Raw genomic sequence first — 13,197 nt, 5'->3', positions numbered from 1 at the left:
CGCGCGGTCTTCCCTCGTCGCGGTGAAGATCGCTCGTTCCTCACGATCTTCACCGCTCCTCAGTCCAGACCGCGCGGGCCCGCTCGCGGGTGGTCTTGAGCGCCGGTCGTGTCGAAGTCTGAGAAGGTGCCGTCGGGGGAGGCCCTGAGGATCGGACCCTGGGATGGGAATGCCGTTGGCATCGGCGGTGTTGTGGAGGTACGGTTTGTCATGGACGCGCGTGAGCGGGTCCGGGGTTCTTGACAAGTGCACATGGGGGTGACCGGCTTCGACTTCGGTCGATCGAGCCAGGGGAAGCGGGCCGAGGGCCGCGGTTGCGACCTCGTTAATCCTGTGACCGCGAACAAATAACTGCCAATAAGCCGCAGTCCGAGTTCGCTCTCGCCGCCTGAGCGAGTAGCGACTCTGTCAGCCCGGGAGTGTCTCCGGCCCGGGATCTGGCATCGTAAGGAGACTCCACCTGCCCACCCGGTCGCGGGGTGAGCAGGAACAACTAACAGCGACTGAGCCCGTCGGTGACACGCCTGCGTGAGCACCGGGGCTGAGAAAACGACTAGCAGGCTGCGCCCGGAGAAGCCCTGACTCATTACCGAAGGACGCGGGTTCGATTCCCGCCACCTCCACGAGCGTCAGAAGTGACGGCCCGACCGGAGTACCGGTCGGGCCGTTCTGCGTCCCCGGTGCCTACCTTGCGTTGGGGGCGCCTTGGCGGGCGCGGGCGATGGGCATGTATGTCGGTGCGGCGTCCGTTGTCAGGAACGTCCGCACCATGGTCCGAGCCGTTTCGGCGTGCTCCATCAACAGCAGGTGGCTGGGGTTCGGCAGTACGGCCAGCTCGGCGTTGGGCAGGGCCCGGTAGAGCGCCACCGTACCGCCGGCGCTGTAGCCCACCAGCCGGGCCGGGCCGCCGACCACCCCCTCCAGGAACGCGACCGTGTCCCGCGCCATGAGGTCGATGGTGATGGGGCCGGGGACGTCGGGTGTACGGCCGTGGCCGCGCCGGTCGGGCAGGTAGATCGTGAACGTGCCGGCGAGGCCGTCGAGGTTGCCGGTGAAACAGCGGCCGTCGGTCAGCCCGCCGTGTAGGAGCACCACCGGGTCGCCCGCGCCGCGCTTGTCATGCCACATGGGAACGATGTCGGTCATGCAACTACATACGGGGCGGCGGCTCCGGAGTCATCGGCAGTCGGAACAACGAGAACAGGGACGGATCGAGGTAGGTCGTCGTGCTCGCGATCAGGCCGTCGCGGAGATCCATGACGACCAGGCCGAACGCCGTCCCGTCGCGGTATTGCGCGAAGGCCGGTGCCGTGCATGGAGGTGACGCACCCGGCTCCCGATCACGGTGAAGGGGCATCGCGCCGAATCGCCTCTCGTCCGCCGCCACGCTCGTCGAACATCCTGCGGACGGCGACGCCGAACAACCGCTCGAAGGGGATCGGCCCGAAGACGCGAGAGTCGAGCCCGCCGTTGTCGCTCAGTACGATCAGCGTCTTCGGAGCCACGACTTCGGGGACCCTGGTCACAGCGGGCAGCACATCCGGTCGCCGGTCGCCGGGAACGGCGACGACCCTTTTGACAAGCCATCGGCGGTCACGGGTCCAGCGCGTGGCGGGTGGCGTGGTCCAGGAGAGATCCCGGCCCGGCGACTCGATGACGACGATGTCCCCGACCGACACCTCCGCGGCCTCGCACGGACGGACCAGTAGCCGATCCCCGTGCCGAAGTGCCGGATACATGCTTTCGCCGCGCACCTGAATGATAATTCTGCGGCGGCGTAGAAGTAGCGCCGCTCCGATGGCGGCGGCTGAGCCGGCCCCGAATCCCGCGACAATGCCGATCGTGCTCATATTGCAGCTTACCGGTGACACATGAGCAGCCGACCCCTCACCCGAGTATCGACCTTGGCGTCAAGCGCAATAGGTGTTTATGTGTCTGCACGCCGAGTCGGCCTGGCAGAAGACCGGGATTCCATTGCATCCGCCATCGCACAATTTTTGATAGGCCTTTGAATTCCGGCAATAGCACGTCCTGTACCAGCAGCCGCAGATGGGAGGGTCGCACATGGCGGCCGACGCCTCGCCGCGCGGCATGAACTGGGCGAGTGCCCAGTCGGCTAGGCGATTTAGTGGGTTGCCCATGGCGACTCCTTCGATGCGCACCGCTGTCAAGTGGCTTTTGTTTCGACGGGAAGGATGAAGCGCATACCCGCCAACGATGTACCGTAGCATCAGTGATCACCCCGGGCCACCCCTCCCGGGGAGACGCTTTTGTTATCGAGGGAATCGAAGAAGCCGTTGAGGGAGTATGGCCCCATACCTCATAATGACGCTCCGTGCCACAGTGGCGGGAACCTTCCTGATCTCGATGGTCGGCAAACTTCGCGGGCGGGAAACCCTGGCCGGTTTCGTCATGACGGTGCGGCGGATCGGCCGGGTGCCGGACCGGTTCGCGGCGCCGGTGGCGGCCGGTGTCATCGTGACGGAGGCGGGCATCGTCGTCTTGTTGGCCGTTCCAGGCGGGCAGGTGGCCGGGTTCGCGATGGCGGCCGCGGTGCTGGCCGGGTTCGCGGTGGTGCTGATGGCCGCCCTGCGCCGCGGTCTCGCTGAGCCGTGCCGGTGTTTCGGTAAAGCCGAGGAGCCGATCGGCCGACGTCATGTGGTTCGTAACGGCGTGCTTTTTGTGGCCGCGGCTGCGGGGGCGGTGTTCGCCCCCGGCGTGGAAGGTGTCCCGCTGGAGCCGGCCGCGGTTCTGCTGTGCCTGCTGGCCGCGTCGGCCTTCGTCGCTTTCGTCGTGCTGCTGGACGACCTGTTGTTCTTGTTCCGTTGAATCCGTGATGATCGAGGAGAACGAAGCGTGACTATCGTGGTCGCTGCCGTCAGTGTCCTGACCTTGCTCGTCCTGATGAACCTCATACTGACGTTCGGGGTGGTCAGGAAGTTGCGAACCTACGAGGCGGAGCGGGTCGCTGCGCGCAGGGGTGCCGACGAAGCTCCCGGATTGCCGGTGGGCACGGAGATCCCGGCGTTCACCGCTACCACGACGGCGGGGGTGGAGGTCACTGCGGAAAGCCTGGACGGGAAGCTGACCCTGGTCGGGTTCTTCAGCACCGACTGTGGAGCCTGTCTGCAAAGAGTGCCCTCCTTCATCGAGGCGATCCGTGGCCGATCCGCTGAGGGCATGCGCTCGCTGGCCGTGGTGATCGTCGGAGACAAGGGGCCGGAACCGCTGCTGGAAGCGTTGCCGGACGACATCCATCTCGTCATGGAGAAGGGCGCCGGCGACGTGGAGGTCGCTTTCCAGGCAAGCGCCTTTCCCTGGTTCTACCTGGTGGGCCCCGACAGGACGATCAGAGGGGACGGTTACGAGGTCGAGCAGTGCCTGAACGAGCTCGCCCGGACGTGAAACGGCCCGCCGCCACGTTGGGATCACGGCTCAGATCGTTGCGGGTCATCCTGGCGCTGGTCTGGCGGGCCGGGCCCGTGCTGGTGCTGTTCCAGTTCGTCGGCGCCGTCGTTTCCGGCGTTTGGCCGGTGGCCATGGCCTGGCTCACCAAGCTGCTGATCGACCGGCTGGTCACGGGCTCCGGTCCGCCGGTGATGGTCCTGGCCGTCCTGCTCGCCGTCGGCGGGGCGGTGATGGCGCTGCTGCCCCAGCTCATGGCCTTCGCCAACCGTGAACAGCAGCGCCGGATCGTCCGCCACACCAGCGACGAGCTGTTCTCCGCGGTGTGCCGTATGCAAGGACTGGCGAGGCTGGAGAACCCGGAGTTCCACGACCGGCTCCAACTCGCCCAGCATTCCGGCCAAACCGTGCCGACCACCACCATCGATTCTGTTCTCTCCCTGGTGCGCGGGGCCGTGACCGTCACCGGATTCCTCGGCGTTCTCAGTACCATCAGCCCGCTGCTCACCGCTGTCGTCGCCGCCGCAGCCCTGCCCGAACTGGTCGTCCAGCTGCGCCTCAGCCGACGCCACGCATCCGTGATGTGGGAGATCGCACCCAGCGAACGCCGGCGGATCTTCTATCAGAGGCTGGCCACCGAACATCAGGCCGCCAAGGAGATCCGGCTATTTGGAATCGCCTCGTTCCTGCGCGGCCGGATGCTCGGGGAACTCTCCACCGCCCAGCGTTCGGAACGTCGGTTGGACTTCCTCTCCATCCGCTACAACACCACCCTGACCGCCCTCAGCGCGGTCGTCGCGGGCACCGCACTGATCATGGTGGTGTCCCGGATCGCCGCGGGCCAGGCCGGCGTCGGGGACCTGGCGGTCCTCACCGCCGCCGTGGGCGGGCTCCAGTCCGCGTTGTCGTCCATCGTGCTCCAGATCGCCGGTTTCAACGAGGCGCTGGTCCTCGCCGGTCACTATGTGCATGTCGTCACCGTCGAGCCCGATCTACCCGAACCCATCGAGGGTGGCGCCGTGCATCCGCTACGGCGCGGCCTGGAACTGCGGGACGTGTGGTTCCGTTACGACGACGACCATCCCTGGGTGCTGCGTGGGGTGAACCTGACCATCCCCTACGGGAAGAGCGTGGCTCTGATCGGGCTCAACGGCGCGGGCAAGAGCACGATCGTCAAACTACTGTGCCGTTTGTACGATCCACAGCGCGGCAGCGTCCATTGGGACGGCACCGATCTGCGCGAACTGCGGATCGAGGACCTGCGCCGCCGGATCAGTACGGTCTTCCAGGACTACATGGCCTATGACCTCACCGCCGCCGAGAACATCGCGATCGGCGACATCGACGCGCTGGACGAACCCGAGCGCCTCCGTGCCGCCGCCCGGTGGGCCGGTATCGATGACACGCTGGCCGGTCTGCCCCACGGCTATGACACCCTTCTGTCCCGGTTCTTCACGGTGGGCCCCGACGAAGACCCGGAGTACGGCGTGCTCTTGTCCGGGGGGCAGTGGCAGCGCCTCGCCCTCGCCCGCGCGATTCTCCGTACCGACACCTCGGACCTGCTCATCCTCGACGAACCGAGTTCTGGCCTGGATCCCGACGCCGAACACACCGTGCACGAGAAGTTGCGCGCGCATCGTCATGGACGCACCAGCCTGCTCATCTCGCACCGCCTGAACACCATCCGCGGCGCGGACCACATCATCGTGCTGGCCGAAGGGCGGGTGGTCGAGCAGGGCTCCCACGACCGGCTCATGAAGCTCGACGGCGAGTACGCCAGGCTTTTCACCCGCCAGGCGTCCGGTTTTCAGTTGGACAAGACCGACTCTGCTTGTACATGTGGTGCGTGACCCGCGCCGCAGTCGTTTCCATGCCGCGTACCGTGCCGGGACCCTCCGGGTCGCCGGGCTCCCGGAGTTCCTGGACCGGTACGGCCACCGCGCCGTCCCGAGGGTGGGAAGGCGCGGGAACGCTACAGTTTCTGCGGTGAGCGAGCAGCGCAAATCGGGTGTCGGGGATCTTTTCATCGGGGTGGGCTACCTCCTGCGGGGGTTTGGCTGGGTGGCGCGGAGGCCCGGGCAGTGGCTGTTCGGGCTGATTCCGGCGCTGGTCGTGCTGGTGCTCTACGTGGTGGCGCTGGTCTGGCTGGCCGGGCGGGCCGACGACCTGGCCGGGTGGGTGACGCCCTTCGCCGACGGGTGGTCGCAGGGGCCGCGCCGGGCGGTGCGGGCGATCGCGGCTGTGGCGATCTTCGGCGCCGCGGCGTTCCTGGCGGTCCTGACGTTCACCGCGCTGACGCTGCTGGTGGGCGGGCCGTTCTACGAGAAGATCGCCGAGCGGGTGGAGGAGTCGCAGGGCGGGGCGCCGCCCGAGCCGGAGGTGCCGCTGCTGACACAGGTGGGCCGGGCGATCCGGGACACGCTGGTGCTGGGGGCGGTCGCGGTCGGGTTCGCGGTGATGTTCTTCGCGCTGGGCTTCGTGCCCGTGGTGGGGCAGACCGTGGTGCCGGTGGCGGCGGCCTGTGTGTCGGGCTACTTCCTGGCGGGCGAGCTGACCGCGATCGCGCTGGAGCGGCGCGGGCTGCGGCGCCGGGAGCGGTTCGCGCTGCTGCGACGCAACCGGCTGCTGGTGGTGGGCTTCGGTGCCGCCACGGTGGTCACCTTCCTGATCCCGCTGGGTGCCGTGATCGGCATGCCCGGCGCGGTGGCCGGCGGTACGCTGCTGGCCCGCGAGCGGCTGGACGAGGGGCCGCCGGTGACCGCCGGTGACAAGAGTGTTCATGGTGAATATTGAGGCGATAGGAAGATGTGTCCGGAGCGTAATTACCGCTCCAGACACATATGGTGATCTTCGCGTAACGTGTGCCGCATGTCCGATCAGGGGGAGCGCGGAGCGCGCTGGACCGAGATGAACGACGACACCACGGTGACGGACGACCCGACGGGTCCCATGCAGCAGGTCAACGGCGCCGAACAGGACGAAGGGAAGGGCGCCGGGCCGCCCTCGCGGGCCGCCGGGTCCGCTCCGGCGGGCTTCGCCGAGCTGCCCGAGGTCGAGCTGCCCGCGCCCGAGGGCCGCACCGAGTTCTCCGAACCCCCGAAATTCGGACTGACCGAAAGTGGGTCCTCCTCCGGCTCGCCCGACGACGACTGGCGGCCGGCCGACCGGCCGGTCCGTGACGAGGACGACGGCCCGGTGACCGTGCCCGCCGCCCCCGAGTCCGAGCCCATGCCGGTGAGCTCCTGGTTCGAGCGGCCGGACACGCCGGCCGCGCCGCAGGAGGAGTGGGACGGCCCGCCCGCCGGACGGGACGAGCCCGGCACCGAGCGGGCGGGGGAGGGTTCCCCCGAGCCGCTCCGCGAGGTCGCCGCCGGTTCCCGGACCGAGGCGCCCGCCGGGCCGTCCGGCGGGGAGCCCGACGACGTGCGGGTGGCGCCGGTGGTCGCGGCTGGCCCGGCCGGCCCGGACGGCAGCGGCGGTGAGCGCTCCGGCTGGGAGGGCTCGCTGTTCGACGGTCCCGGCGAGGGGGACGGCGAGGGCGTCCCCGGGTACGCGCCGGTCGACATTTCGCGTTCGAGCACCCCACCCAAGCCCGGCAAGCCCAGCAGCGGCAACTGGCAGATGCCCGACTGGATCCACGAGGAGGAGCAGCGGGCCAGGCAGGGCGGCGGCACGCCGTCCGACGCCGGTTTCGAGGAGGGGGGCCGCTCCCGGGTCGCGCTCTTCGCGGGCGTGGGCGTGCTGGTCGTCGCGCTGGCAGCTGTCGGTGGCTTCTTCTACGTCAAGCGCGGCGGCGACTCCACGACGGCTCCGGACACGCCGTCCGCGCCGCCCGCCACGCAGGGGCTGCCCGCCGAGCGTGACACCCCGCCCAAGCCCCGGGTGAACCTGCCGCCGGACAAGGCCATGCCGCGCTTCGCCGGCACTCCGAGCCGGGCGGTCGGCATGGTCGCCGACCGGCGTTCGGGGCTGGCGTACCCCCGGTTCGCCGCGCCGTGGCAACTGCCCACCAAGAAGAACAGGCTGGGCACCGCCGGCTGGTCGGGCCAGCAGGTGGCGGTGACCGAGCGGAACGGCGCGCGGGTCTGGTACGGCCAGTTGCTGACCGGCGTGCTGCAGCCGTCGCTGGCCGGGGAGTTCAAGGGCCCGCGGAGCCTGAAGCGGGTCACGGTGATGGCGCGCGACGGGTTGGTCGAGCAGTACTACGCCTTCCCGCACAAGGAGCGGCCGCTGGCCTCCCAGCCACTGAACGTCGGCGGGCGCAAGGGTTGGCTGGTCAGCTCGTACCTGACCTACCAGCGGCCGGGGATCAAGGCGACCGGCGAGGTGGTGGCGGTGGCGGTGATCGACACCGGCCGGGACGTGCCCGCGGTGGTGTTCGCGAGCATGCCCAACACCCACCGCAAGCTGTGGCCGGACGTCAACGCGTTCATCAACCGGCTCAAGCCCGCCGCCAGCCCCGCCGAATGACGTCCTCCCAGGCCGCCTGACCGGCCGGGGAGAAGAGGCGGGCCCTAGCGGTTCGGCCGGTGGCGGCACCGGCACCGGCACCGGGACCGGCCGGAGCGCGAGCGACCCCACGGACCCGCGCCGCGACCCGGCGCCATCCCCTCCCGGCGAAGGGCCGCCGCGCGGCCGTTGCTAGGAGGTGTGCGGCTGCGGGGCGGGCCGGCTGAGCGTCCGGTCGAGGAAGTCGACGGTGGCGCGCAGCCGGGCCTTGGCGTACCGGGTGCCGAGGTGGTCCATGCCCTTGACCAGGGTGAGGGTGCTCGTCCCGCCGGCGCGGCGCAGCGCGCGGTGCAGCGCCTGCGACTGCGCGGGCGGCACGGTGCAGTCGGCCGTCCCGTGCAGCAGCAAGAACGGGGGTTTGGGGCGCTTCGGGACGTGGCTCAGTAGGTTCGCCGCGCGGGCCTTGCGGCCGCCCCGGCCGACGGGCTCGCCCAGCCACGCGGATTCGGCGGAGTCCGCGGCGCCGTGCGCTGGGACGGCGGGCGGGCAGCCGGCGGCCTCGGCCTGGCGGTCCAGCGACCCGAAGTCGACCGGGGCCGACCACAGCACGGCGGCCTGCACCGCGTCGGAGGTTCGCGGGGGGTCCGCCCGGGACGTATCGAAGATCGTCCCGCGGTCGCCGGTCAGGGCGACCGCGGCGGCCAGGTAGCCCCCGGACGAGGAACCGACGACGGCGAACCGGTGCGGGTCGAGGTGGTACTCGCCGGCGTTGGCCCGCAGCCACCGCACCGCGGCCTTGGCGTCCTGTACGGCGGCGGGCCACCTGGCCTCGGCGGTGAGCCGGTAGTTGACGGACGCGACCGCGTAACCCGCCTTGAGCAGTTCCCCGCGGACGTCGCGCTCGACCTCGCTCTTGTCGCCGTCGCGCCAGTGGCCGCCATGGAGGTAGACCACCAGTGGGGACGGGGCGGTGCCGGCGGGAACGTGCAGGTCGAGCCGCTGGGCGGGGGAGCCCGGCGCGTAGTCGAGGTCGAAGCGACGGTCCTCGGCGTGCGGCACCGGCGCGGTCTCGGGCAGTGGTTCGGGATCGACCAGTTCGGTCGGCGAGCACCCGGCGAGCACGACGGCCGCCGCCGCGACCCCGCAGATCGTCGGCATGCGCATGACGGAAACGATAAGGACCCGGCCATTGGCGGCCCAGTGAGAGAGGTAATAAGCCGCCTGTGGCATTTGTCATGGCAGGCCGGGTGATAAAGCGCGGAGCGGCATTTGTCGGCAGCCGGGGAAAAGCCCGGCGTCCGGTGGCGCCGGGTTCGGGTAGCCTCATGCCGCTGTGAGGGGGCGCACGCGGCACCTGCTGGCCGCCTTGACCGGGTTCGGGCTCGGGCTGTCGGCACTGGGGCCGGGGCTCGCGTCCGGTTTCGTCCTGTCGTACGACATGGTCTTCGTCCCGGAGCCGGGCTTCACCCGCATGGCGTTCGGGCTCACCGGGACGCTGCCGCGCCATGTGCCCAGCGACGTGTTCACGGCGGTGCTGGGGGTGGTGCTGCCGGGGGATCTGGCGCAGAAGTCGATCCTGCTGGCGATCTTCGTCATGGCGTGCGTGTCGGCGGCCGCGCTGGTGCCGTCCGAGCGCATGGTGCCCCGGCTGGCGGCGGGCGTCTGCTACGCCTGGAACCCGTTCGTCGCCGAGCGGCTGCTGCTGGGCCAGTGGGCGCTGCTGCTGGGGTACGCGGCACTGCCCTGGGTGGTGGCGCGGGCGGCCCGGGCCGGTGGGCGGGACGGGGTGCGGTGGCTGGTCCTAGCGCTGCTGCCCGCCGCGATCGGGGGTTTCGCCGCGCTGGCCGTCTCGGGGCTGACGGCCGCTGTCGTGGCGCTGGCGGCGGGCTGCGAACGCGTCCGGGCGCTGGCCCGCACCTGTGCCGTGGTCCTGGTGCTCTCCCTGCCGTGGCTGGTCACCGGGTGGCTGCGGCCTGCGGGCGTCCCGGCGGACGGGGCGGCGGTGGAGGCGTTCGCCGCCCGCGCCGACACCCCGTTCGGCGCGGTGGGCAGCCTGCTGCTGCTCGGCGGCGTGTGGAACGGGGAGACGGTGCCGACCGGCTACGGGCATCCGGTCACCGCGACCGCCTGGCTACTGGTGGTGCTCGGCGCCCTCGCCGCGTACGGGCTGTGGTGGCGCGCGAGCCGTGACCGGCTGTACGCGGGGCTCGCCGCGGCGGCCCTGGCCGGGTTCGTCGTGGCGTCGCTGGGGGTGGTGGTGCCGGGGCTGCTGCGCGGGCTGGTGGAGCTGTGGCCGGGGTTCGCGGTGCTGCGGGACGGGCAGCAGTACGTCGCGCCGCTGGCCGTGCTGGTCGCGGTAGGGCTGGGGCTGGCGGCGGAGTGGACGCTGCCCCGGCTGCCGGTGTTCGTCGCCGTCTGCGTGGCGCTCGTACCGGTGGCGCTGCTGCCCTCGCTGGCCTGGGGCGCGGCCGGGCGGCTGCGGGCGGTGGAGTATCCGGGCTCCTGGGCCCGGGCTCGGCAGATCATCGCGGCCGACGCGACCCGGGGCGACGTGCTGGTACTGCCGTGGGCGGCCTACCGGAGCTATCCGTGGAACGGCCGGCGCCGGGTGCTCGACCCGCTGCCCCGCTACCTGCCCCGCCGGGTGATCTTCAACGACGCGGTACGCGTCGACGACACCACCATTCCCACCGAGGACCCCCGGGCCCGCCGGCTCGGCTCCGCGATCGAGTCGGGCGGGCCGCTCACCGACGTGCTGCGCGCCGAGGGCGTCCGTTACGTGGCCGTCGACGCCGAGACCGAAGCCTGGGAGGCGGCAGCCGACCCGCCGGGAAGCGCCGGGGCCGGGGTGCGGAACGCCGGGCGGCTGGCCGGGGCGGAGCTCCTGGTGCACGACCGGGACCTGCTGCTGTTCCAGATTCCGCGGCCGGGCAGGGCCGAGGACGCCGGGGCGCCCGCCGCCGCGGCAGGTGTCGCCTGGATCGTCACGATTGGGGTGGTTGTCTGGTCATCGTCGGCGGCAGCCACTACTCTGATCCCCCGTTCGATCTTCCCGCCCCGCCGCAGAAAGGCCCCGTGATGCGGATCGCGATCGCCGCCCTTGTCGGAGTCCTCCTGGCCAGCGGCGCCTCCTTCGGTGTCGTGCAGATGGCGAACGCCTCGCAGCAGGACCCGGTCATCGAGCCGCTGTACAACTACGGCACGAAGTGAAACCCCTCGTGTGATGGGCCGATTCCCGGACGAGGCCGGCACCGACGGTCCTGCCCGTCTGGAGATCGTCGTGCCCGCCCGCAACGAGGCCCGGCGGTTGCCGCTCGGGCTGACGCTGCTGAGCGAGCGGCTGCGGGCGCTGCCGGTCGCCGCCGAGGTGATCGTGGTCGACAACGCCAGCACCGACGGCACCGCCGAGATCGTCCGGGCCTGGCACGGCCCCGTCCCGGTCCGGCTGCTGCACTGCGCGCGGCCGGGCAAGGGCGCGGCGGTACGAGCCGGGCTGCTGGCCACCGGCGCGCCCTACGTCGGGTTCTGCGACGCCGACATGGCCACCGACCTGGCGGCGCTGGACCGGGCGCTGAACCTGCTGGCCGCCGGGCATCCGGTGGTGGTCGGCTCGCGCCGGCACCCGGGCTCGGTCGTCGAGGGCTACGGGCAGCCACTGCGCCGGCTCGGCGCGATCGCGTTCAACCTGGCGATCCGCGACCTGGCGGGCTGGATCGCCGACACCCAGTGCGGGTTCAAGTTCTTCGCCGGGCCGCTGGCCCGTGAGGTGGCCGCCGAGCTGCGCACCACCGGTTTCGCCTTCGACGTCGAACTGCTCATGCACTGCGTCCGGCGCGGCGCCCCCATCACCGACATCCCGGTGATCTGGCGGGACGTGCCCGGCAGCACGTTCTCGCTGAGCCGCCACTCCCTGGACGTGTTCGGCGAGCTGGTGCGGATCCGCCGGCTGGGCGCCGCGCCCCGGGCCGCGGCCGCCGCCCCGGTCGCGCTGGCGCTGCCCGAGACCTCGGGGTCCGGGTCCGGATGACGCGAGGCCCTGCGCACCGGGGCCGCGGGCTGCGATCGGCGATCGTCAACTGGCGGGACCCCTGGCACCCCGCCGCGGGTGGGGCCGAGCGGTACGCCTGGGAACTGGCCCGCCGCCTGGCCGCCGGTGGCGCGGACGTGCGGTACGTGACCGCGCGCGCCCCTGGGCAGCGGCGGCGCGAACGGGTGGAGGGCGTGGAACTGGTCCGGCTCGGTGGCCGGTTCACCGTCTACCCGCTGGTCCTGCTGTGGATGCTGGTGCGGCGCCGCCGCTTCGACGCGGTGGTCGACTGCCAGAACGGCATCCCCTTCTTCACCCCGTGGGTGCTGCCCCGGCGGGTGCGGGTGTTCTGCGTCGTCCACCACGTGCACTCCGAGCAGTTCGGGCTGTACTTCCCGTCCTGGCTGGCCTGGGTGGGCAGGCTGCTGGAGGGGCCGGTGGCCCGCTGGACCTACCGGCGGCACGCCTGCGTGGCCGTCTCGCCGTCCACGCGGCGGGCCATGCGGGAACGGCTGCGTTGGAAGGGCCCGATCCACCTGGTCCCCAACGGGCTGACGCTGCCGTCCGAGCCGGTGCCCCCCGCCCGCGGGATCGGGGACCCGGCGCTGGTGTGCGTGAGCCGACTCGTCCCGCACAAGCGGGTCGAGCGCCTCCTCGACCTGGCCGAACGGCTCCGCGGCCAGTGGCCCGGCCTGCGCGTCCACATCGTGGGGGACGGGCCGGAGGCCGGCGCGCTGGCCGCCGGGATCGCCGGGCGCGGCCTCGGCGCCGTGGTCACCGTGCACGGCTTCGTCTCCGAGGAGGACAAGGCCGCCCTGGTCGCGGGCGCCGTCCTGCATCTGAGCACCTCGCGCGGCGAGGGCTGGGGGCTGTCGGTGATCGAGGCGGCGGCGCTGGGCGTCCCCACCGTCGCCTACGACGTGGAGGGGCTGCGGGACGCGGTGCGCGACGGCGTCACCGGCTGGCTCGTCCGCGACGGCGAGGACCTGTCCGACGTGGTGGAACGGGCCCTCAAGGAACTGGACGACCCGCTGCGGCGGATCGAGGTGTCGGCCGCCTGCCGCGGCTGGGCGGCCGAGTTCGACTGGGCCCGCACCGCCGACCGCATGGCCGCCCTCCTGACCGCCGAAGAGGAGCGGATCGCCGGCCGCCCACCCCTGCCGGAGGGATGGTCGTGAGCGTGTACGGTGACTCGAACCTCCCGGATGGCCGAGACACCGGCCGGTGACCTCGCGCCCGGTCGTGGCCGCGCCCTCCGCGCAACGGTCGCCGGCCCGCCTGCCGTCGGGGACGGTCCACCGTTGGGGCACGGAGGG

At 71.6% G+C, this 13,197-nt stretch carries 12 protein-coding genes and 1 other RNA gene; 10 read left to right on the top strand and 3 right to left on the bottom strand.

Annotated features, from left to right (window positions below; all coding sequences use genetic code 11):
* Window positions 1–254 precede the first annotated feature (254 nt).
* Window positions 255–626, top strand: a transfer-messenger RNA (tmRNA) gene (ssrA, locus tag C4U03_RS07155).
* A 58-nt stretch (window positions 627–684) separates the two neighbouring features.
* Here the strand turns inward: ssrA and C4U03_RS07150 are convergent.
* Window positions 685–1,146 (bottom strand): alpha/beta fold hydrolase, encoded by a 462-nt coding sequence (locus C4U03_RS07150; protein ID WP_103936824.1) that lies wholly within the window; start codon window positions 1,144–1,146, stop codon window positions 685–687.
* A gap of 194 nt (window positions 1,147–1,340) precedes the next feature.
* Complete coding sequence (locus C4U03_RS07140) at window positions 1,341–1,850, bottom strand: S26 family signal peptidase (RefSeq protein WP_103936822.1); 510 nt, start codon at window positions 1,848–1,850, stop codon at window positions 1,341–1,343.
* A gap of 475 nt (window positions 1,851–2,325) precedes the next feature.
* On the opposite strand from C4U03_RS07140, the gene C4U03_RS07135 reads away from it, so the two are divergent.
* The 5 genes from C4U03_RS07135 (at window position 2,326) to C4U03_RS07115 (ending at window position 7,875) form a co-directional block, all read left to right on the top strand.
* Entirely contained in the window at window positions 2,326–2,829 is a 504-nt protein-coding gene (locus tag C4U03_RS07135; protein ID WP_160146920.1) for a MauE/DoxX family redox-associated membrane protein, read from the top strand.
* Between the two features lie 27 nt (window positions 2,830–2,856).
* Entirely contained in the window at window positions 2,857–3,405 is a 549-nt protein-coding gene (locus C4U03_RS07130; RefSeq protein WP_103936820.1) for a TlpA family protein disulfide reductase, read from the top strand.
* 38 nt (window positions 3,406–3,443) lie between these two features.
* Window positions 3,444–5,255, top strand: coding sequence for an ABC transporter ATP-binding protein (locus C4U03_RS07125; protein ID WP_235017685.1), 1,812 nt, complete (start codon window positions 3,444–3,446; stop codon window positions 5,253–5,255).
* A gap of 136 nt (window positions 5,256–5,391) precedes the next feature.
* Window positions 5,392–6,198, top strand: a complete 807-nt coding sequence (locus C4U03_RS07120) for an EI24 domain-containing protein (protein ID WP_200827083.1) — start codon at window positions 5,392–5,394, stop codon at window positions 6,196–6,198.
* A 75-nt stretch (window positions 6,199–6,273) separates the two neighbouring features.
* Window positions 6,274–7,875: a hypothetical protein gene (locus C4U03_RS07115; protein ID WP_103936818.1), complete on the top strand. Its 1,602-nt coding sequence runs from the start codon at window positions 6,274–6,276 to the stop codon at window positions 7,873–7,875.
* A gap of 171 nt (window positions 7,876–8,046) precedes the next feature.
* Here the strand turns inward: C4U03_RS07115 and C4U03_RS07110 are convergent, their stop codons facing one another.
* Window positions 8,047–9,018: an alpha/beta hydrolase gene (locus C4U03_RS07110; RefSeq protein WP_160146919.1), complete on the bottom strand. Its 972-nt coding sequence runs from the start codon at window positions 9,016–9,018 to the stop codon at window positions 8,047–8,049.
* A gap of 169 nt (window positions 9,019–9,187) precedes the next feature.
* Here C4U03_RS07110 and C4U03_RS07105 point away from each other — a divergent pair, with 169 nt between their 5' ends.
* Genes C4U03_RS07105 through C4U03_RS07095 form a run of 4 tightly spaced genes read left to right on the top strand, consistent with a single transcriptional unit; the run spans window position 9,188 to window position 13,059 of the window.
* Window positions 9,188–10,933 (top strand): hypothetical protein, encoded by a 1,746-nt coding sequence (locus C4U03_RS07105; protein ID WP_103936816.1) that lies wholly within the window; start codon window positions 9,188–9,190, stop codon window positions 10,931–10,933.
* The gene (locus tag C4U03_RS42395; RefSeq protein WP_268817493.1) at window positions 10,930–11,064 is read left to right on the top strand and encodes a hypothetical protein; all 135 of its coding nucleotides are present in this window, start codon (window positions 10,930–10,932) and stop codon (window positions 11,062–11,064) included. Before C4U03_RS07105 ends, C4U03_RS42395 begins: the two co-directional genes overlap by 4 nt.
* 13 nt (window positions 11,065–11,077) lie before the next feature.
* Entirely contained in the window at window positions 11,078–11,881 is an 804-nt protein-coding gene (locus C4U03_RS07100) for a glycosyltransferase (RefSeq protein ID WP_103936815.1), read from the top strand.
* Window positions 11,878–13,059 carry a glycosyltransferase family 4 protein gene (locus C4U03_RS07095; protein WP_103936814.1) on the top strand — a complete coding sequence of 394 codons (1,182 nt, stop codon included), beginning with the start codon at window positions 11,878–11,880 and terminating at the stop codon, window positions 13,057–13,059. Before C4U03_RS07100 ends, C4U03_RS07095 begins: the two co-directional genes overlap by 4 nt.
* The last annotated feature ends 138 nt before the right edge of the window (window positions 13,060–13,197 follow it).

Source organism: Thermomonospora echinospora, assembly GCF_900108175.1.
Taxonomy (GTDB): domain Bacteria; phylum Actinomycetota; class Actinomycetes; order Streptosporangiales; family Streptosporangiaceae; genus Thermomonospora; species Thermomonospora echinospora.
The sequence above is the reverse complement of the archived record's forward strand: the minus strand, read 5'-3'. Positions and strand labels throughout refer to the sequence as shown.

Bases quoted from the DNA above. Each gene is read 5' to 3' on its own strand.
- C4U03_RS07140 (WP_103936822.1), bottom strand. From the start codon at position 1,850: ATGAGCACGATCGGCATTGTCGCGGGATTCGGGGCCGGCTCAGCCGCC.
- C4U03_RS07100 (WP_103936815.1), top strand. From the start codon at position 11,078: ATGGGCCGATTCCCGGACGAGGCCGGCACCGACGGTCCTGCCCGTCTG.
- C4U03_RS07095 (WP_103936814.1), top strand. From the start codon at position 11,878: ATGACGCGAGGCCCTGCGCACCGGGGCCGCGGGCTGCGATCGGCGATC.
- C4U03_RS07115 (WP_103936818.1), top strand. From the start codon at position 6,274: ATGTCCGATCAGGGGGAGCGCGGAGCGCGCTGGACCGAGATGAACGAC.
- C4U03_RS07150 (WP_103936824.1), bottom strand. From the start codon at position 1,146: ATGACCGACATCGTTCCCATGTGGCATGACAAGCGCGGCGCGGGCGAC.
- C4U03_RS07135 (WP_160146920.1), top strand. From the start codon at position 2,326: ATGACGCTCCGTGCCACAGTGGCGGGAACCTTCCTGATCTCGATGGTC.
- C4U03_RS07110 (WP_160146919.1), bottom strand. From the start codon at position 9,018: ATGCGCATGCCGACGATCTGCGGGGTCGCGGCGGCGGCCGTCGTGCTC.